Below are 18,325 nucleotides of genomic sequence, written 5' to 3'. Positions count from 1 at the left end.
CGCTATTGACACCGAGAGGCTAATGGGTGACTCCAGTAAATTCTTAGTGGTTAGCCGCCAGCACTTCAGGGAAATCTGAAAATACTTTTTTCGTCACTGCACTGGCACGATTTTCATAGGCTGTAGAAGCCGCAAAAAATGCCCTATGAATCAATTCAGACACAGCATCACCGCCCAGATACAAATGGGTTTTAGTGTGAGTGTCCTGATGACGCCACAAGTTCTGCTCGGATTTTGCCGAAACTAACTTAAATTCCAGCTCCAACACAGACTCTGCAGCAAGAATAGCTGACGAATCTTTACTCCAACGCTGAATATCGACATAAAGCACAGCATCCACATCAGTTAACGCCGGTACCTCGGTCAGCTGCCGCTGTGTTACATCAACCACTTCAAAGCCATGGTCCGCTACAACTTCCGGCACTTCCTTGGCAAAAGCTTTAATCAGTTCAGCGGGCACAGCAGCACCCCCATGCACCACCACCATTATTTTTTGCGGTGCTTCCTGGTAAAGCTGGGCATATTTTTGTTTGTCTGTTGCAGTTGAACTGCAGGCAGCCAAGACAACAACTGCAACAGCAGCAGTCAAAATAGTTTTAAATTGCATCATAACTTCGTTCCTTTAGAGTTAATCAAGTTTTGTTGCCACCGACCACGAGCTGACATCCATACTATTTTTAGTTTGCCAAAGCCGACTGAACCAAAACTTAACCACCAGAACAAAAAGAAAACTATATTGTTGTTATGCCCTGATACGAAGAATAACAACATGAAGTCGCAAAAAAAGGCCTCATGTGAGGCCATTTTAAAAGACTTCTTTTGAGTTATTGTGCGGCTTTTGCCGACAATGCGGTATTCACAGATTGATCCATACCGTCCTGTTTGTGGCGGGAATGGTATTTTCCTACAGGTAAAGTATTGATAACTGAAGAGTTCACCATGCGGGCAATAGGCACATAATCTGTCGTGGCAGTAGTAATAGCTGTGCTGATAATATCTGCTAATAAATTACCACTATTACCTGATGTATTGATTACCACGACATTACGATAAGTCCACAAAGACTCAGCAGACTCCGTAGAAACTAAATCAAACTCAGCACCTACTGTGACATTTCCACCTGTCACATAGTAGTTAGTATCCCATTGATTAATAGTGACAAAAAGTACTGCATCAGCACCAAAAATTTGCTTAAATTTATCCGGACTTACATCACGTAACTGAGCACCATCTATGATGCCTTCCTGTTGTAACATCAGAGTAGCCAACGGAATTGGCATGACATAATAGCCAGCTTCGGCCAAAGGCTGAGCAATAGTTGTGGAATACAAATCGGGGGCATCAGCAGCTGTTGATTTATTGATCGCGGGTACAACCAATACAGATAATGGTGCGACATCATACATCTTAGGAAAAGCTTCTTGCTTGCTGACAATTTTTTGCGTTGCACAGCCAGATAATACTAAAGCAGCCAATACCAATATAGTTTTAAATGGAGTTATCATCGGATCAGCCCGCCTTGTTCAGTTTGTTTAACATCGTATCGACTAAATGCGCCGATTCAGGAAACAACGCTTTTTCCTGCAATAAATAGGCCTGAGCTTCATTCAGATTGTTCACCTGAAGTTCCAGTGTGGCCAGCTCAGCATAAATGCCCGGTGGTATTTTCTTATTTGCTTTGGCTGCGTTTGCGATAATAGCCAGAAGCGCTTTTTTATGTTTCTCACGAGTCTCATCTGAAGGTTCATGTTTATAGTCGTAAGCTGTTTCGGAATAATCACCCCAGTGATAAATCGACTTGTTCGTGCTGGCACATGCCGATACACCAAAGACACAAACTAAAATCAAAGCTTTTTGCAGAAAGTCTTTCATGGAACTCTTACCTCAAACACATTGCCATTGGTGACATAAATTTTTCTTTTCACTAAAACCTGCTGGCCTCTGCTGATTTCAATCTGATGACTGCCCACACTCAAATCAAATTTTGCCACTGTCTCTCCATCCAGACTAAAGGTGTCAGCACTGTCCAGATGAACTGTAGTGGTATTATCTAAAACCAATATTGTGCCCTGAATATTGCCGCTCAGCTGCAAGTAGGCTTTATCGTCCACTTGTTTTACTTCTGTGAACCCCGTGCTACAAGCCGAAAGCAACAAAGAAAAAACCAGACAAATCAAATATTTCATTTAACTACACCTTCCCTTCTTCACGCACAACTACTGTGCTGATGTTCTGTTCACTCAGCGCACCTGAAACCAGTTCGCACACTGACAATTCATCATTGCCTTGTCCAACAAAACCAGTGACACGTAAAGTGGCGACTTTCTGTCCAGGCAAACTGATCAGCATACCTGTTTGTGGATTTTTAACTTGCTGACCTGGGCTCACCACGTCAAAAGTATCGTTTACTTTGATGCCCTGTGCGGAACCACCAGTCATAAAAAACTGACTACCTTGCTTACTGACTAAATAGGCTTGCCAAGGTGAATCAAGCAGATTCTCAGAAATATTGCTCACCAGCTTCGAAATAGCGGCAGACAATGCTTTGTCATTGATCGAGGTATCGTAGGCTGCGCGTTCACCGACACCCATGACTGAGTTTGCCTCAACTCTGGCCTCTCCTGTCGCCTCTTCTGAATACATGATCTGCCCGGTTTTCGTGTTGATTAAACGAACATTAACAGTGGCTGTAGCCGTTTGAATTTTATTACGGCTAAACACTCCCACTTCACTATTAGTTGAACGGCCAAATTCAGATACAGAACCAACGATCAAAAAATCTGAACCGACGGTTTGGATCTGTTCGCCTTTAAATGCATTTTCACTTATCACTTTGTCCAAATCAGCACGTTCAAGCATGATGAATTTATTAGTTTCAGTCAGGCGTGTTGCTAAAATATCTGATGCTTGCTTCCCTAAGCGATCGCCACTCTGATCCAACAAAAAAGCATTACCTCTTTTTGTTTCATCAGAAAAACGAGCTATGGCCACTACTCGCTTTAAGGATAACTCTGGAGCTTGGGCAAGCACAGGACTTATAGTTGGCCCAATTGCAGGCAAAGAATTAACAGTACCGCGTGTTGCTGAAGTACAGGCGGTTAAACTAACCAGACTAAGCAGCGCGATAGGAAGTACTTGTTTTTTCATCATTTCCTCATGAATTTTTATAGATTCCTGAATAGTTCAAGAAATTCAATATGTAAGGACAGATAACAACGCAAAAGGCAGGATAAAGAGAGATTTAATCCATTAAATCGCAGAAGTTATAACTAAGCCATGGCTTACACAAATATTAACATTTGAATAAAACTAAATAAACTTTAACTAAAAGTTAAGTCATTTGAAAGATATAGCTAGTAATAAATATCGAAACTAAGCTTTTGTAACAATGCCTCTTAAAAGAGGCAAGAAGGGTACAGCCAGACTAATGTCCGGCTGTATGGGATTCAAGAACAGCTATTAACTTTGCCAGACTTTGCTTAGTTTCATCGACCGCGGGATTGTGCTGAGTCACTAACTGCTGGCATAAACTCAAAGCAGCCAGAACTATGCTTTGCTCCATCGACAAATGACCAGCCCCCTGCCTCACTTGTGCAATCTGCGCATTCAGCACTCTCGCTGCTTCCTGCAGCTCGGTTTGTTCCTGGGCTGGGCAGCGTAGCCAATATTCCCGACCGGCTATTACGACTTTCTGTTCAACCACCAAGGGCTGTTTTAGCATCTTCAGGCTGACAATGGTTGTTCAAACAACTGAGTCAGTTGCTGTAATTTCTGCTGTGTTTTTTGTTTTTGGTCGTCAGATTCCATCGCATTTAACTGCAAAGTTTCCAGTTGATCTGCGCTGCTTTTCAGTTCCTGCTGCAACTGCTGCTCTTTTTGCTCCAATTGCTGTACTTGCGTTTTTAGCTGCTGGTTTTCAGATATCAAATTCTGGATTAACTGCTCTAGCTTGCTGAATTCGGTTTCAAACATAAAATTCCCTTAATGCATTAGTGGGTTGAAAATAGGATGGGTACAACACAGACGAGAGAGTAAAGCTGAAGATTTGAACCTAAGCTGAATGCCCTTGGCCTGCAACGAAAAAGGGCTGCATCATACAGCCCCTGCAGTTTAAAGCAATGCTTTAAAGCCAGTTGAGCTTCAAGTTTCGCAGCGAAAAAACAACAGTGCTTGTGTGCTATCCACACAGAATCGTTCTACCGAGGCAAGAGCAGAATACAGCCAGCTGTTTGTAACCTAAGTCCTGAACTTCAGGCGACAGGGAATTGAATAAGAAACTCAGTACCAGCTTCTGCAGTGGAAGACACAGTAATGGTACCTTGATGGCGTTTTACAATACCTGCCACTATAGACAAACCAAGACCTGATCCTTGCCCTATAGGTTTAGTGGTAAAAAAGGGGTCAAAAATTTTCGATAAATGTGCCGGTTCAATACAAGGGCCGTCATTATGAATACTTAGTTTTACACTCGTAGCTTCAGTCCAGCCCATCACACGGATCTGTCCATCCGGGCTACAGGCCTGTGCAGCATTACTCATCAAATTCAACATCATCTGTAGTAATTCAGCTGCAGAACCATAAATAGGTAAACAATCAGCCAGCTGAACTGACAAGCGAAGCTCTGATTGCACTGACCCCAGGCTCATGCCAACAGCCTGCTCTGTCAGCTGAGTCAAATTGATTAACTGACTGGTGTGGCGACTCTCATCAGAAAACAACATCAGTCCAGACACTATGGACGCAATACGATCCAACCCATAGACGATATCCGCAATCAAGTCTTTATTGTCGGCAATGGAATAGGCCACATTCAGCTCTTGGCAATAGCCTTGATAGCTCTGAGCATTCAAAGTGCCAGCGGCCAATGACTGCACTATCCACTGGTCCAGCAGTTCAAGCTTATTGCTATAAAAACGCAGAGTCTCTAAATTGCTGCGACAAAAGCCCAAAGGTGAATTAAGCTCATGCGCTACTCCGGCGACTAACTGACCGATAGAAGCCATCTTCTCCGCATGAAGTAACTGACTTTGTGCCGTCTTCAGCTGCAACACAGTACTTTCCAGCTCCAGTACTTTGTCATACAAATCTCTGGATTTGTCATCCAACAACTGCTCAGCCAGCAACCTTGCTTTGCGCTCACGCAGATAGGCAATCTGGTAGCTATCTTCACTCATTGTTTAGTATTCACCCGCACTAAAAACTCGCAATGTTCGCCGCCTTTGTGCACACAAACAGGCTGCTCAATATGAACCTCCTCTTTAAACTGAGCTGCAGCACCCTCTATCAGGCCCTCGGCTAAAGCACACATCTGGCGCTTGGAACGATAAATCAATTTCAGTCCCCCATCAGGCAAAAGCTCATGCTCAAAGGTGGGCAAATAGGTGTCTGGATACAAACGTTTCACTTCATAGTGAACTGTATCTTCAACAAAAGTAAGAAACTCAATGACCCCTTTTACCTGGTCCAATTGCTTGGGTCGCCGCGCGTACAAAGCAGGAAATAAATACACTCCGAACGCTTTCACTAAAACAGGAACTGGGATCTCGAGTTCATCGGAAATAATACTGACCAGTTGCAGTAACTCCGCATCGGGATACTGCTGGGCACTGGTAAAAACTCCGTCAGAGGATAACTGTGCCTGTTGCAATATGCTATTCCAGCGCGACATCCCGAACTTTTCGATCACCATGTCAGATAACGCAGTAAACACCATTCCTTGCATCACTATACCTCTGTTAATTAGGTTGGCTTCAGAATCACAGTCTAGTCTGGGTTTTGTTTTTATCAATTATTGCTTTATTCATCAGCATAACTCAACTACTCATTTCACTAAATGCGGCACAATCCCTGCCGAAGGCGGCTGAATTAGAGCTCACTGGTCTGCCGTGCCGAGAACTAAGCTTCAATTATTGCTTATTGCCAAATCACTTGAAGTGAGCAAAATGCTGCGGCGCACAAAATCGCAGCTTCAAGTACAGCTGGTTTAAACTAAAACACCAGCTTCAGGCAGCTCCAACCGGTCGAAACTTTCGGCAGGCATTTTCTGCCACTCATCTCATTTGTCTGCGGCAAGTTGCTGCACTGGTCTTGATATTTATCAATCACGTAACCAGATCTTTGGCTCTATAATTAGATTCCGGGACCCATGATGAAAAACCTGCATATAGATTTAGTCTCAGATATTGCCTGTCCTTGGTGCGCCATAGGGTACGCGCGGCTGGAACAGGCTATGCACAGCATAAAAGACCAAGTCAGTGTCAGTCTTCAATGGCGGGCTTTCGAACTGAATCCGGATCCAAACTTGATCCCGGAAGCTATTTTGCCTGCGTTAAGCAAAAAGTATGGCCGTAGTGAAGAAGAAATGCGGGCTTCGCAACAGTCGATGATGCAAATCGCGGCAGATTTAGGACTCAACTTCGAAAAAATGCAGCAGCGGTTTACCTGCAATACCTTCGACGCGCATCGTCTGGTGAAATGGGCTGCAGCCTTTGACAAACAAACAGCCATGAAACAGGCCTTATTTGAAGCTTATTTTGGTTTTGCCGAAGACGTATCTAAAATCGAAGTACTGCAACAATGCGCTGAAAAAGCTGGGCTTAAGCCGGAAGAAGCATTAAAAGTGTTGGAATCGGCTCAGTTTATTGACGAAGTAAAAACCGAAGAGGCACAGTATCAGCAAGCAGGGATCAGTTCAGTGCCAGCTTTCGTGATCAATCAGCGCTATTTAATTTCCGGTGCACAAGATGCTGCGACTCTGGCCAGGAGCCTGTTGCAAATTGCCGATGAAATGACCACCGGGTAACAAGATCCATTCAACCAAAAGGTGCGGTATGACCAACCCAACTCAAGATTTTATTTATCACATAGGCATTGTCGGCAATCCATGGGGCGACTCAGAGAAACAGCAGTGGTTAACTGAGCAGCAAATCAAACGCAGTTATCAGGACCAGGTCGTAACACCACTACAGCAGGTACCTGACACTGCTGAAGTGGTGAACTACGGCACTCTGGATTACAGCGCTTTTAATTTACCAGTCTACTCGCTCTTTGCTGTTCGGAGTAAAAACTGGCAAGCCGATAAACCCATTGTCTTGGTGACTGGCGGTGTACATGGCTACGAAACCAGTGGAGTGCAAGGTGCGCTTCAGTTCATTCAAGAAGAATTCAGCCGTTACAGCAAACAGGTCAATCTGCTGGTTTTGCCTTGTATCAGTCCCTGGGGTTATGAAACTATCAACCGCTGGAATCCAAAAGCTGTCGATCCAAACCGCTCCTTTGGTGCACAAAGTCAGTCAGATGAGGCAAGCCTGGCCATGGCTTTCGTGCGCCAGCATGCTGGTGAAGTTTTAGTCCATATAGATTTGCATGAAACTACGGATTCGGACAACAGCGAATTCCGCCCGGCCAAAGCAGCACGGGATGGCACTGTGAATCACAACTGGAACATCCCTGATGGTTTTTATCTGGTTGGGGATACTGACAAGCCAGAGCCTGGTTTTCAGCGCGCTATTATCGAAGCAGTGCAAAACGTCACTCATATAGCAGAAGCCGATGAAAATGGCTGCCTGATCGGCGAAAAGCTGGCTCAGTTTGGTGTCGTCAATTACCCAAAACGTTCGCTGGGACTTTGTGGCGGCATGACAGATGCCAAATTTGTTACCACCACAGAAGTGTATCCTGACAGCCCAAAAGCCAGCCCGGAACAATGCAATGCTGCCCAGGTTGCAGTGATTTGTGCTGGTGTGGATTTCGCTTTAGCTTAATGAAACAGGGGGCAGAGCATATTGTTAACAGTTAACAATTTGAACTGACCCCAGGTTAGTTTTTAGAACGCGTAAGTTGCGCCTAAAGTGAAGTTACGTGGTGTGCCGTAGCCATATTGATCAAAAAAACCAATCTGGCTGTAGTAAGTTTCGTCAAACAGGTTATCGACATTCAACTGCACAGACAGCTGCGGTGTCACTTCGTAACGAGCCATCAGACTGACCAGACTGTAGGCGTCCTGTCGCAGAATTTTTGGTGCTGTCCCACTGTATTGTTGATCTTCCCAGCTGATACCACCACCAATCACTAGACCTTCTAACTCATTCACAAAGTCATAAGTCGTAAACAAGTTTAGCTTTTTACGTGGATGATCGGTATTCACTTCAGTACCAGCAGCGTCCTCAGCTTTAAACTGAGAATAACCTGCAGAAATATTCCAGCTCTCTGTCAAGCGGCCGATCAACTCCAGCTCAAAGCCTCTACTTTCGACGCCTTGAGCAGCGCGGTACATAGTTTCAACAGGCCGCCCCTCTTCTCTCGGGAAAGTACCAATAGGCTGCGCCAGATTGTCCTGATCGATTTTAAATATAGCTACCGCAGTTTGCACAGCACCATCGAGGAAAGAGCTCTTTAAACCCAGCTCTGTATTAGTACCTTCCAGCGGGTCTACATAAGCACCAGACTCTATACGAGCATTTTGTGGTTTAAAGATTTCAGTCTGGCTGATATAGGCATTGTGGTGTGGACTAAACTGATACATCAATCCAGCATAAGGCACAAACACATTGTCATCACCGTAATTTTCTGGTTGGCCATAATTCACGCCTGTGCGTTTCCACGTGGATAAACGACCACCCGCTATCAGTTTTAGCTCATCAGTCAAAGATAAACGAGTGGCGGCATAATAGCCGTCCTGCTCTGTCTCTAAATCTACGGCTAGCGCAGCAGTCGCAGAGAAAGTTGGCTCCGGATAACTGCCACCAGTCCACTGATAAAAATTACCTACAGGAGTCGAGGCTGACGTTGGAGCAAAAGTGGCCGTTTCGGCTTCTTGATCGCTGTTTAGCATGCCAAGCACAAATTCATGGCTACGGCCTGCTAATTGGTAATCGCCTTTTAACTGCAGATCCAGACTGTCTTGCGTGCTAAAGCCAGTGCTTTTATAGGGCCAGGGTGACAAACCTACACCTGTTGCTTTATCCGGCGAACCGAAGAGATAAAGTAATTGGGTGTCTGCTGTGTTTTTTGTATGGTTGTAACTGACTTTTGCTTGCCAGCCGTTAGCAAAGTTGTGCAGCAAATTGGCAAAACTGTTTTTGTTTGTAGAAGCCCAATAAGTCCAGTCCGCTGCAGAAGTAAGACTTCTGTCCCAGTTTGTGGCAGTGCCGTCGCTAAACCAGGCTGCTAAACCACCCCAGGTTGAACCTTGAGGGTCATTATCCTGATAGCTGCTACCAAAACTAATTGAAGTCTGATTGGTTAAATCGGCGTCTATTACGCCATAAACCACTGTTTTATCGTCTTCTGGAATCTCCATAAAACTGTCGCCCATTTCTTTTTTGGCAACCAAGCGTACACGTACATCTCCTTGACTATCTAAGCCTGTTGACAGATCTGCGGTCACAAATTTGTTATTCCAGCGACCAAGTCCTGCATTAACGTATCCTTTAAACTCAGCCGCATTTGCATGCTTGCGGACTAAGTTGATGGAAGCGGATGGATCACCAGCTCCGGTCAACAAACCCGTAGCACCGCGCACTACTTCGATACGCTCATAAATGGATACATCCGTGATGGTTTCACCAGAGTCTCCGGCTAAACTCCAGGCTAAAGGCACACCATCTATCTGGTATTTATCTATATCAAAGCCACGGGCACTAAAGGTGTTGCGGGTGGTATCCAACTGTTTAGCCGATACGCCCACTGTCTGACTAATAACTTCATGAATGCCACTGAAGCCCTGATCAATAATACGTTGAGAAGTAATAACACTGACAGACTGAGGGGTTTCAAACAAAGACAAGCCTAAACCTGTTGCTGTATCTATGTTTTCATTCACAGTGTAGTTTCCTACTACAGCGATTTTTTCAATCTCTTGTTCGGCTTTGTTTTCTGCCGCCTGAACCGCAGCAGCTACGCAAGCTAACTGAACTGCCAGTACTACTGGCAACTTTCTGAATTTTTTTTGTAACGCCATGCTCACCCCCAATAAAGTTGGGCGAATAATACACCAATGCGAATCATTATCAACTAGATTAAGATAAAGGACGGCGCTCTACGACGAGTACATATAAGAAGCTTCACATCTGTCACTTATAGATCACTATGCGACTGGGGCGAAAGCGCGCAGTCAACAAAGCGGCGGCTTCAAGGATGACGGGGTCAGTCGTCTCGCGTCAGCACTTCCAACAATTCAATTTCAAAAATCAGCTTTGAATTCGGCGGTATCATAGTGCCAATCTGGCGTTCACCATAAGCTAAATGGGCGGGTACCCATAACTTACGTTTACCCCCAACTTTCATTCCTTTCAAACCTAAAATCCAGCCTTGGATCACTCTGTTATTACTCAAAATACATTGAAAGGCTTCGCCTCTTTTATGAGAGGAATCAAACTCAGTGCCATCCTCCAGCCAGCCTCGATAATGCGCAGTGATCAAAGCGCCACGTTCAGCTGCTTTGCCATCACCCAAAAGCAGATCTTCAATTTTCAACTCATCTGTCATGCCGTCAACCTGTCCTGATTATTTGTTGCTGATTATAACGAGAAAAGGCAGGCGAAATAATAGCGCTAAAAAAATCAACAACCCAACTCAAAGCTGGAAATGTTCTATAGTTTCTGAATCAACGCCATGGAGTACATACAATGTCCGTCATGAACACCAGGTTTTGTCTGCTGTTACTGAGTCTGCTATTCCCATTATCTGGCAGATCAGAACCACAACAAGTGATTTATTCATGGCCTATGTCGATGTTAAGCGATACGCGTGGCAGTTACCCAATTGCCTTATTGCATCTGGCGATAGAGAAATCTGGTACAGACTATCAGTTGGCTCCCAGCGGACAGGTGATGTCGCAACACCGCACCTTACGCCAATTGGGATCTAAAAGTGGTTTGGATGTGGTCTGGACTATGACGTCGCCGGAGCGGGAAAAAGAACTGCGGCCTATACGTATTCCTATCGACAGGGGGTTAATTGGCTGGCGTTTATTGCTTATCCATCAGGATAACGAGCAAAAAATACAGCAATTGGATGAAAAACATCTGAAAACCAGCCCTTCTGTACAAGGAGGCGACTGGCCGGATTACCCTATTTTAAAGGCGAATAGTTTTCGGGTGCTGGCGGGTGGCGATTTTGACGCTATGTTCAAAATGCTGGAAGCCAAACGTATAGAGTATTTCCCCCGTTCCGTTACAGAAATCTGGCCAGAGTTGCAACAAAGACCTGGCATGTCTTTGACTGTAGCCTCAAAGTGGGTATTACATTACCCTGCTGCGCTGTATTTTTTTGTACAAAAAGACAACATTGCACTGGCCAACGCCATAGAGATTGGGCTACTTCGGGCTATCGAAGATGGCAGTATGCAACAGCTTTTTTCACAACATTTTAGTAGTGCCATACAGCAGGCTGATTTGAAATCCAGAACTATAGTGCAGTTAACCAATCCAATATTACCGGCCGAAACACCGTTAAAAAACAAAGCGCTTTGGTTTGACCCACAACAAGGTTATTAAAACGACCTCAGGGAGGGACCAATGCCGGATAACCACAAATCAAGCAGAAGTCAAACATCAAACCGCAGTAAAAATAGATTGCCGGAAAGTTAAAAAATTAGTCTACTGGTTTGATAACTATAGAAATCTACCAGAGCCTTGCTAACTCTGGGTGAATCAAGGAAGCCTGATGCAAAAACCCCAAATCCACTGGAAATTTCAAACTCCATCCCATAGGTCGATACAGCTTGGCTGGAAAAACCTCAGCCAAAGATCAAAGTTATGGCTGCTACTGGCTAACTTGCTCTGGCTGAGTTTAGTGTTTTACCACTACAGCACCGAAGGCCGCGCATTCATGCTGATAACAGGTATTTATACACAGCTGATGTTTACTCTGTTTTTTTTGCATGCCAAAGGCTTTCCCAGAGCATCAGTCGGCAGCCTGATAGAAGTTCTCAAAGTAGAAAACAACAGAATTTACATATCGGACTATCCCCTACCAGAGACAGTGCGCAAAGTAGTAATAGGTCGGTTCGATATTCAGGGACCAGCTTTTTTACAACTGGCCTGGAATCAAGGGCATCAATGGATATTTCATGTAGATGAGCTGCAACAAGTCCGCTATTTTTTCCGCCAGCATGCGCCTCAGATTGAAATCCTTAACGAATAAGCGGCTGATTATGGGCTGGGCGCAGCCGTTAAATAGCGCTGCTGCAGTTGCTCAAAGCTCCGTTTCCCGACTAAACGGCTTACCGAATCAATAAAGCCAGCCGGCAACTGATCACTCTCTGGTTGCTGCTGGTGCAGCAATGGCAAATACAGCTCCAGTGACTTGCCTTGTTGCTGTATTAACTGGTCCAGTTCATACCAAAAAGCAGCGCCTTTGTCGTAAAACAAAGCATAGTAGCTGTAATCCTGCTGCTCTGTTACTTTCTGCTGCGCCAGATATAAACCAGCTGTTGCATTAGGGCCTGAAGCCGCTCTCTCTGCATAATACAACGGCGTCTGTTCAGGCTGAACCCCGGCGTTTAGCAACGACTTATAGCCAAAGTAATGCGCCAGACTTTCGCTTTGCCACAAAGGTAGTGGCTTGCTGTACAACATATGGAAAAGTTCATGGCCGGAAATCCACCATAAACGCTGTTGGCTTTTTGCACTGATCCCTGAGGCGTCATAGTGAAAATTAGCCAGGTAGCTATTTAAACCTGCAGCCCCACCTAAGTTACGCTGTGCTGGGCTAACCCCAAGCCAAAGCAAGCTGATGGCCTGAGATGGTTTTGCTGCAGTTAACTGCATCAGATAGTCAAACTGGGCTTGTTGCAGCTTTAACTGCGATGGCTCAAGCAAAGTACTGATGTCTGTATTACTATAAATATCAAACTGTTGCCCTGCGATCTTAATTGAACTTAAGCTTTTACCAGTCAAATAAAACAAAGGCGGCTGATTCATTGCCGGAATGCTTTTACAATCACTCAACTGACCTTTTTTCTTCAGGCAAAGCTCTGCAATATCTGCACCTTTTACCCGCAACAGATCATCCCATTCAGTCAGCAGCCACCAACCTTGTTCTGAATACAAATTTTGTTGCTGTGATACATCATAATCCTGCTGTTTTAATTCAATAAAATTCACGGACCAGCGCACTTCGTCACACATTAAATCTGTGTCCAAAGTCGCTTTATTGGTTTTACCTTGCCGCAGGCAAAGTAGATCTGCTGGAGTAGAAATCTCAGATTTCATGCTGCGGGCAGCGCTTAACTGAAAAGCACCCAACTGCTTAGTCTGAATACTCAACTGGGCTTTAGTTGGCTGCTCTGACAACTCCAGTTGATAACGCAGTATAGGTTCGGCCTTGCTACCAGTGCTTTGTAGCAAGGCGCAAAGGAAACAGCTGATTAAAAGTAATCCTTTATTCATGATGATTTCCTAAGATTTAAACTGCTGATTCGATACAGGAAAATATAAGAAGTTCAAAAACGGTTAAAACGTAAAAGCAGCCCACAATCACAGAAGTAACAGCAGGCCCTTATCAGCTAACTCCCCTTATTCGCTAACCTCAACGCCCTATACAGCGCCATTTCTGTGCTTACTCTGATATTCGGCTCCACGCCAACACCTTCAAAGTTAGTGCCTGTAACTGGGTTAACCGGCCTGTACATGGGAATACGCACAAAAAGCCAGTCATTGACCTGAGCTGCGCCTGTATAATGCGCCAGACCAGCGCTGGTTTCGCCTATCACCACAGCGCGGCCAAGCTGTTGCAGCGTATAACTAAAAAACTCTCCTGCACTGACCAATTTTTCACTTTGCAGAATGTACAGCGGCTTGGTTTTTAGCAGTTCAGCATCAGGTACGGCCAGGCTTAGTACTTGCTCTGTGCTCTTGCCATTACGATCAAACAACTCCCATAACAAGGTACCTTCGGGTACAAAGTGGCTGATTAAATACTGCACCAGTTGCGGCGAACCACCTCCGCTGTCACGCAGGTCGATGACTATATGATCGCTATGACTTAAAAACACTAAAGCGGCGTGCCCGACTTTATGCGCTGCTTCGGCCTGCCAGAATTTATGTAGTTTCAGATAGCCAATATTGCCTGGCAGAATTCGCGCCTGCTCAAAGGCAAAGTTATTGATTTTGAGCTCCTCAGTCTCTTTTAAACGATGCGAAACCCCACCTTGCTCCGCTATTAAAGCCAGATTTAAATGACCATCTCCACTGTGCTTGCGCATTAAAGCACCAATCTTTTCAACAAACTGCTCCTGGGTGCTTACCTCAGCCAAAGCCCCGCTTTGCTCTTGTTGTCGCAAAAACTCGCCAACTTTTGATGCAGTTTCGGGGAACACATACTGTTCATTTAGTATGCGAATAACGCCATCGAGACTGGTTTGCCTCTCAAATGGGGTAAGAGCGGTATTTGCCTGCACAAAAAACGGAAAAACGATAACAACAAGCAGCACCAAAGCAAGGAACTGCTTTTTTAATAAAGAATTCATAACCACCTCAAATTACTGATAAAAGTTCTGTAAAACCAATAAAACAGTCATTTGAGTTAAAGCTGATAATAAAGCCGTTTTTTATGTAGATTAGCGTCGTGCCATAACGACAGCCGAAAGCGCCGGCCCGGGCCTGCGCGAATAAACCAGAGTAAAAGCAGAAAACACAGAGGAAGTATCAGAGGAATTAAAACCAAAGCCAGTTTGCCAAATTCCAGCACCAACTGGTAATCAGCTTGCTGTTTCTGATGCAAAAACAATAAAGCAGGGCTGCGCTGAAGTTGCTGTAACAAAGGCGCTTCGGCTGTATCCGCAGACACAGTCCAAAGTTGTTGATACCCTGGCCCCTGTTGCTCAGCCGCAGGCGCATTATGCAAAAAAACCAGCAACCACACCAAAGCACAGCTCGCCAGCAAGGATGCCAGCATTCGCAATAGTTTTGTATTTGATTGAAGTGGCATTGCAAGCTTCCTTTACGACAGGAACCGAGAATAAGGACTGAACTGTTCAAAAACAAGGCTTAACAAGAACAATCTGCACACCCGGTCTGGTATTACTTATTTGGAAAAACGAAAGCTCTGGTAATTTTCTCTGTAGAAAAGCTGGTCAATCCTCAACGCCTACCTCACCAGGTGGCAATTAAATGATGCCGAATCAACCAAGCCTGAGTACAATAGAAATGCGTTGATAATTCTCAGGGTTACATTTTGCACCAAGGCCGTGGCACAGCATCACGCTGACAGCCGCTATAAAGCCCCAACCCATATAACAAAACGCATCCAACTTTAATCAGGTCAGCCTACACTGGCCTTTGAACATCAGCAGGAAATAGAAAAATGGCAGCTTTTGGTAGTGTATTTATGCCTGAAATGGCAATGGCCCGTTTTGATGGTACAGCTTGGGGTCAGTCGGCACTAGTTCCGTCCGACAGCATTAGTCTGCACCCGGGCGCTCATGTGCTGCATTATGCCAGTACTTGTTTTGAAGGCTTAAAAGCATTCCGCCATGAAGACGGTTCAGTGGCTATTTTCCGCATGGATAAAAACGTAGCCCGTATGCAACAAAGTTCTGAATTATTGTCTTTACCTACTTTTGACGCAGCGCTGCTGAGTCAGATGATTGTGGACGTGGTGCGCCATTACGCTGCCGATGTACCAACACCTCCAGGTTCCATGTATATACGCCCAACTCATATCGGCACTGAACCGGCCATTGGTAAAGCAGCAACACCTACACTGACATCTTTGCTTTATGTGTTGTTATCTCCGGTTGGTGATTATTTTGCTGGTGGCAGCCGTGGTTTACGCCTGCTGATGGAAGACAACGCCCGCTGTGCGCCTCATATGGGTATGATCAAAAGCGGCGGTAACTACGCCAGTGCCTTGCACCCAACTATGCAAGCCAAAGCCAAATTCCAGGCCGATCAGGTGCTGTTCTGCCCTAATGGTGATGTACAGGAAACTGGCGCAGCCAACTTCCTGTTGATTGACGGCAATGAAATTATCACCAAAGCACTGGACGCGTCCTTCCTGCACGGTATTACCCGCGACACTATCCTAACGCTGGCCCGTGACTTGGGTATGAAAGTGTCTGAACGTGAACTGACAGTAGATGAACTACTGGAGCGCGCTGCCAAACCAGGTACAGAGGCCGCTTTATCAGGCACAGCTGCTGTATTGGCGCCTGTTGGCACCCTGATCCACCAAGGCAAAGAATACAAAGTAGGCAATGGCGAACCAGGCAGCACCACAGCCAAATTACGCCAAACCCTGAACGATATTCAGTGGGGTAAAGCCGAAGATAAACACGGTTGGTTGACTAAGGTTTAATCTTTAGTTGAGTATCTCCTTTACAATTAAAGCAGGCTGACGCCTGCTTTTTCTTAGGCCTGACTACACTGTCACTGGCCATCAGAGCGCCTTTGGGTGCCACGACACTGCGCCTATCGAGCATAAACTGCCATACCCACAGAAGAACCCCTAAATACACACAAGTAAACATTAGATACAATTATTAAACAAAACAATTGATTTAATTACAAAAAAAACACTAAACTTAATCCATGGCCAGGAAGGCAATAGCGGTCAGACAAGTTCAAAATTCAGCGTTACACCACCATAAGGATATGCAAGGATGTATAAACCCAGAAGCCATTTTATCGCCCTTATCTCACTAGTCATTTTCGCTCTCAATGGTTGCGGTGGCGGTAGCTCTGCAGATACTGCTGCCAGACCAGCTCCGACAAACCGTGCTCCTGTTGCCAAAGTCACGCTAAACCACGACAGCACTAGTGCAGGTGGAGTATTGAAGCTGGATGCTTCACAAAGCACAGATCCAGATCAAGATACCTTGAGTTTTCAGTGGCAACTATTCGGCCCGGACAGCAGGGCAATACCGCTGAGCAACAGCACAGCAGTCAGCACCGAAGTGATCACCACTCAGGCAGGCACTTACAGAGCTGAACTGACAGTCACTGACAGTAAAGGTTTGAACAACACAGCTCAGCAAACTATCAATATCAGTCCGGCTACCCCTGTCTCAGTGGACATTATTGGCTCGATCTCAGCTCAACAGGGTCAGCTATTGACCTACACTGCAACACTAAGCTCTTTGGATATTGAACAGCCACAGTACCTTTGGCTACTGGAAAAGAAACCAGACTTGAGTCAGAGCAGGCTTAAAGAGCCGCAGGCAATGACCACCACATTACAACCCGATCTGCCAGGTGAATATGTACTTAAGCTCAGCATCAGTGACAGTAAGGGGATAGTAGCGACCAACCAACTCAGGCTCAAGGTGAGTGCTGTAAGCAGCAACGCTGCACCCACTGCCCTTATTGACGTAGAAAAAAACTTTATAAAAATCAATGAAAAACTGCGATTATCCGCCGCTAAAAGCTGGGATCCCGAGCAGGCGGCTCTAAGCTATCTCTGGGAGATACTGCAATCACCTGCTGGTGCTGTGTTTAGCCTTTCGGCCCCCACAGCTGTAGATACAGATTTCATCACCGACAGCGCCGGAGTTTATGCGTTGCAACTGACAGTGTCTGACGGAGAAATCTCAGTTCAAACACGGCTGAACATTCACGCAGATACCAACAATCAGCCACCTCGTGCTGAAGTCAGCAGTAGCGCAAAGAAAATCAGACCAGGAGACACTGTCAAACTCACCGCCAAAGCAACAGATCCGGAAGGCGACGCCCTAAGCTATCAATGGAAACTTGGGATCAGACCAAAAGACAGTCAGGCCAGATTATCAACAGAAACGGCCAGTGAAACTGATTTAACCACAGATCTGGAAGGGGACTATGTAGTCTGGATGCAGGTTTCAGATGGCGAGAAGAAATCATTCCCTAAAGGGGTAAAAATTGAAGCCGCTTTCAACTTTGCACCAGAAGTGACTATACAGCCCTTTCAACCTCTGGTGGCTTTAACTGAAATTCGTACCTTAACAGCTATGGCAACTGATTTCGAAGGCAGTCCACTCAGCTACCTGTGGACAGTTGATCAGTCTCCGGCAAGCGCTCAGGTACATTTAAGTCAGCCAACTCAAGCCAGCACTGAATTTAGTGCCAATCTGGTGGGTGACTATTACCTGATGCTGGTGGTAACGGACAATCAGGGCAAAGCCTCAGCGCCACTCAAAGTGCTGTTGCAGGTCAAATGACCCAAGAGCCCGGCTGCAGCTCGAAGAGTGCAGCCGGGTATCACAAGCCAACACCTTGAACAGTATCAGGATTTCCCAGTATAGTCTCCGCTGGTATTTGCTGAAGGATTGGGTGCTTTATGACTACTCAATTACTGCAAAACAGTCCTATACTCAGCTTAATGTACCCGCCCATATGTAGAAGCG

Annotated in this window: 20 protein-coding genes; 6 read left to right on the top strand and 14 right to left on the bottom strand. The window is 45.4% G+C overall.

All coding sequences use genetic code 11. The features are described 5' to 3' along the window. Positions 1-43: 43 nt before the first annotated feature. From EMM73_RS17815 to EMM73_RS17775, 9 genes are all read right to left on the bottom strand, one after another. On the bottom strand, positions 44-610 hold the full coding sequence (locus EMM73_RS17815; protein ID WP_127688153.1) for a hypothetical protein: 567 nt from the start codon (positions 608-610) through the stop codon (positions 44-46). A 214-nt stretch (positions 611-824) separates the two neighbouring features. Continuing rightward, complete coding sequence (locus EMM73_RS17810; RefSeq protein ID WP_127688152.1) at positions 825-1,505, bottom strand: GNA1162 family protein; 681 nt, start codon at positions 1,503-1,505, stop codon at positions 825-827. 4 nt (positions 1,506-1,509) lie between these two features. Beyond that, positions 1,510-1,872, bottom strand: coding sequence for a DUF4810 domain-containing protein (locus EMM73_RS17805; RefSeq protein ID WP_127688151.1), 363 nt, complete (start codon positions 1,870-1,872; stop codon positions 1,510-1,512). Continuing rightward, positions 1,869-2,186 carry a hypothetical protein gene (locus EMM73_RS17800; protein ID WP_127688150.1) on the bottom strand — a complete coding sequence of 106 codons (318 nt, stop codon included), beginning with the start codon at positions 2,184-2,186 and terminating at the stop codon, positions 1,869-1,871. The genes EMM73_RS17805 and EMM73_RS17800 overlap by 4 nt, the downstream gene beginning before the upstream one ends. Before the next feature lie 4 nt (positions 2,187-2,190). Next, positions 2,191-3,147, bottom strand: a complete 957-nt coding sequence (locus EMM73_RS17795) for a CsgG/HfaB family protein (RefSeq protein ID WP_127688149.1) — start codon at positions 3,145-3,147, stop codon at positions 2,191-2,193. Between the two features lie 277 nt (positions 3,148-3,424). Further along, positions 3,425-3,721 (bottom strand): cell division protein ZapA, encoded by a 297-nt coding sequence (locus EMM73_RS17790; protein ID WP_127688148.1) that lies wholly within the window; start codon positions 3,719-3,721, stop codon positions 3,425-3,427. A 2-nt stretch (positions 3,722-3,723) separates the two neighbouring features. Next, the gene (locus EMM73_RS17785) at positions 3,724-3,972 is read right to left on the bottom strand and encodes a hypothetical protein (protein WP_127688147.1); all 249 of its coding nucleotides are present in this window, start codon (positions 3,970-3,972) and stop codon (positions 3,724-3,726) included. Positions 3,973-4,250: 278 nt separating this feature from the next. Then, entirely contained in the window at positions 4,251-5,174 is a 924-nt protein-coding gene (locus EMM73_RS17780) for a sensor histidine kinase (protein ID WP_127688146.1), read from the bottom strand. Then, complete coding sequence (locus tag EMM73_RS17775) at positions 5,171-5,722, bottom strand: heme NO-binding domain-containing protein (protein WP_127688145.1); 552 nt, start codon at positions 5,720-5,722, stop codon at positions 5,171-5,173. Before EMM73_RS17775 ends, EMM73_RS17780 begins: the two co-directional genes overlap by 4 nt. 426 nt (positions 5,723-6,148) lie before the next feature. On the opposite strand from EMM73_RS17775, the gene EMM73_RS17770 reads away from it, so the two are divergent. Both EMM73_RS17770 and EMM73_RS17765 read left to right on the top strand, forming a co-directional pair. Beyond that, positions 6,149-6,802: a DsbA family oxidoreductase gene (locus EMM73_RS17770; protein ID WP_127688144.1), complete on the top strand. Its 654-nt coding sequence runs from the start codon at positions 6,149-6,151 to the stop codon at positions 6,800-6,802. Between the two features lie 28 nt (positions 6,803-6,830). Continuing rightward, positions 6,831-7,763: a M14 family metallopeptidase gene (locus EMM73_RS17765; protein ID WP_127688143.1), complete on the top strand. Its 933-nt coding sequence runs from the start codon at positions 6,831-6,833 to the stop codon at positions 7,761-7,763. A 62-nt stretch (positions 7,764-7,825) separates the two neighbouring features. Here the strand turns inward: EMM73_RS17765 and EMM73_RS17760 are convergent, their stop codons facing one another. After that, the gene (locus EMM73_RS17760) at positions 7,826-9,961 is read right to left on the bottom strand and encodes a TonB-dependent siderophore receptor (RefSeq protein WP_127688142.1); all 2,136 of its coding nucleotides are present in this window, start codon (positions 9,959-9,961) and stop codon (positions 7,826-7,828) included. A gap of 185 nt (positions 9,962-10,146) precedes the next feature. Continuing rightward, on the bottom strand, positions 10,147-10,488 hold the full coding sequence (locus tag EMM73_RS17755) for an FKBP-type peptidyl-prolyl cis-trans isomerase (RefSeq protein WP_127688141.1): 342 nt from the start codon (positions 10,486-10,488) through the stop codon (positions 10,147-10,149). 140 nt (positions 10,489-10,628) lie between these two features. Here EMM73_RS17755 and EMM73_RS17750 point away from each other — a divergent pair, with 140 nt between their 5' ends. Together EMM73_RS17750 and EMM73_RS17745 are read left to right on the top strand one after the other, a co-directional pair. After that, entirely contained in the window at positions 10,629-11,498 is an 870-nt protein-coding gene (locus EMM73_RS17750) for a type 2 periplasmic-binding domain-containing protein (RefSeq protein WP_127688140.1), read from the top strand. A 169-nt stretch (positions 11,499-11,667) separates the two neighbouring features. Beyond that, entirely contained in the window at positions 11,668-12,147 is a 480-nt protein-coding gene (locus EMM73_RS17745; protein WP_127688139.1) for a hypothetical protein, read from the top strand. A gap of 8 nt (positions 12,148-12,155) precedes the next feature. Here the strand turns inward: EMM73_RS17745 and EMM73_RS17740 are convergent, their stop codons facing one another. The 3 genes from EMM73_RS17740 to EMM73_RS17730 all read right to left on the bottom strand — a co-directional run bounded on the left by EMM73_RS17740 (position 12,156) and on the right by EMM73_RS17730 (position 14,934). After that, positions 12,156-13,394, bottom strand: a complete 1,239-nt coding sequence (locus EMM73_RS17740) for a hypothetical protein (RefSeq protein ID WP_127688138.1) — start codon at positions 13,392-13,394, stop codon at positions 12,156-12,158. Between the two features lie 116 nt (positions 13,395-13,510). Then, a complete protein-coding gene (locus tag EMM73_RS17735; protein WP_127688137.1) occupies positions 13,511-14,473 on the bottom strand; it encodes a S41 family peptidase in 963 nt (320 codons plus the stop codon). Positions 14,474-14,529: 56 nt separating this feature from the next. Then, positions 14,530-14,934: a hypothetical protein gene (locus EMM73_RS17730; RefSeq protein WP_127688136.1), complete on the bottom strand. Its 405-nt coding sequence runs from the start codon at positions 14,932-14,934 to the stop codon at positions 14,530-14,532. Positions 14,935-15,309: 375 nt separating this feature from the next. Here EMM73_RS17730 and EMM73_RS17725 point away from each other — a divergent pair, with 375 nt between their 5' ends. Together EMM73_RS17725 and EMM73_RS17720 are read left to right on the top strand one after the other, a co-directional pair. After that, positions 15,310-16,302, top strand: coding sequence for a branched-chain amino acid aminotransferase (locus EMM73_RS17725; RefSeq protein WP_127688135.1), 993 nt, complete (start codon positions 15,310-15,312; stop codon positions 16,300-16,302). Between the two features lie 304 nt (positions 16,303-16,606). Then, a complete protein-coding gene (locus EMM73_RS17720; RefSeq protein ID WP_127688134.1) occupies positions 16,607-18,139 on the top strand; it encodes a PKD domain-containing protein in 1,533 nt (510 codons plus the stop codon). The last annotated feature ends 186 nt before the right edge of the window (positions 18,140-18,325 follow it).

It is taken from the genome of Rheinheimera sediminis (genome assembly GCF_004005375.1).
GTDB lineage: Bacteria > Pseudomonadota > Gammaproteobacteria > Enterobacterales > Alteromonadaceae > Pararheinheimera.
This window is presented reverse-complemented; position numbering and strand designations above follow the sequence as displayed.

Excerpts from the sequence above, each read along its gene's own strand:
- EMM73_RS17815 (WP_127688153.1), bottom strand. The coding sequence starts at position 610 with ATGATGCAATTTAAAACTATTTTGACTGCTGCTGTTGCAGTTGTTGTC.
- EMM73_RS17810 (WP_127688152.1), bottom strand. The coding sequence starts at position 1,505 with ATGATAACTCCATTTAAAACTATATTGGTATTGGCTGCTTTAGTATTA.
- EMM73_RS17805 (WP_127688151.1), bottom strand. The coding sequence starts at position 1,872 with ATGAAAGACTTTCTGCAAAAAGCTTTGATTTTAGTTTGTGTCTTTGGT.
- EMM73_RS17800 (WP_127688150.1), bottom strand. The coding sequence starts at position 2,186 with ATGAAATATTTGATTTGTCTGGTTTTTTCTTTGTTGCTTTCGGCTTGT.
- EMM73_RS17795 (WP_127688149.1), bottom strand. The coding sequence starts at position 3,147 with ATGAAAAAACAAGTACTTCCTATCGCGCTGCTTAGTCTGGTTAGTTTA.
- EMM73_RS17790 (WP_127688148.1), bottom strand. The coding sequence starts at position 3,721 with ATGCTAAAACAGCCCTTGGTGGTTGAACAGAAAGTCGTAATAGCCGGT.
- EMM73_RS17785 (WP_127688147.1), bottom strand. The coding sequence starts at position 3,972 with ATGTTTGAAACCGAATTCAGCAAGCTAGAGCAGTTAATCCAGAATTTG.
- EMM73_RS17780 (WP_127688146.1), bottom strand. The coding sequence starts at position 5,174 with ATGAGTGAAGATAGCTACCAGATTGCCTATCTGCGTGAGCGCAAAGCA.
- EMM73_RS17775 (WP_127688145.1), bottom strand. The coding sequence starts at position 5,722 with ATGCAAGGAATGGTGTTTACTGCGTTATCTGACATGGTGATCGAAAAG.
- EMM73_RS17770 (WP_127688144.1), top strand. The coding sequence starts at position 6,149 with ATGAAAAACCTGCATATAGATTTAGTCTCAGATATTGCCTGTCCTTGG.
- EMM73_RS17765 (WP_127688143.1), top strand. The coding sequence starts at position 6,831 with ATGACCAACCCAACTCAAGATTTTATTTATCACATAGGCATTGTCGGC.
- EMM73_RS17760 (WP_127688142.1), bottom strand. The coding sequence starts at position 9,961 with ATGGCGTTACAAAAAAAATTCAGAAAGTTGCCAGTAGTACTGGCAGTT.
- EMM73_RS17755 (WP_127688141.1), bottom strand. The coding sequence starts at position 10,488 with ATGACAGATGAGTTGAAAATTGAAGATCTGCTTTTGGGTGATGGCAAA.
- EMM73_RS17750 (WP_127688140.1), top strand. The coding sequence starts at position 10,629 with ATGTCCGTCATGAACACCAGGTTTTGTCTGCTGTTACTGAGTCTGCTA.
- EMM73_RS17745 (WP_127688139.1), top strand. The coding sequence starts at position 11,668 with ATGCAAAAACCCCAAATCCACTGGAAATTTCAAACTCCATCCCATAGG.
- EMM73_RS17740 (WP_127688138.1), bottom strand. The coding sequence starts at position 13,394 with ATGAATAAAGGATTACTTTTAATCAGCTGTTTCCTTTGCGCCTTGCTA.
- EMM73_RS17735 (WP_127688137.1), bottom strand. The coding sequence starts at position 14,473 with ATGAATTCTTTATTAAAAAAGCAGTTCCTTGCTTTGGTGCTGCTTGTT.
- EMM73_RS17730 (WP_127688136.1), bottom strand. The coding sequence starts at position 14,934 with ATGCCACTTCAATCAAATACAAAACTATTGCGAATGCTGGCATCCTTG.
- EMM73_RS17725 (WP_127688135.1), top strand. The coding sequence starts at position 15,310 with ATGGCAGCTTTTGGTAGTGTATTTATGCCTGAAATGGCAATGGCCCGT.
- EMM73_RS17720 (WP_127688134.1), top strand. The coding sequence starts at position 16,607 with ATGTATAAACCCAGAAGCCATTTTATCGCCCTTATCTCACTAGTCATT.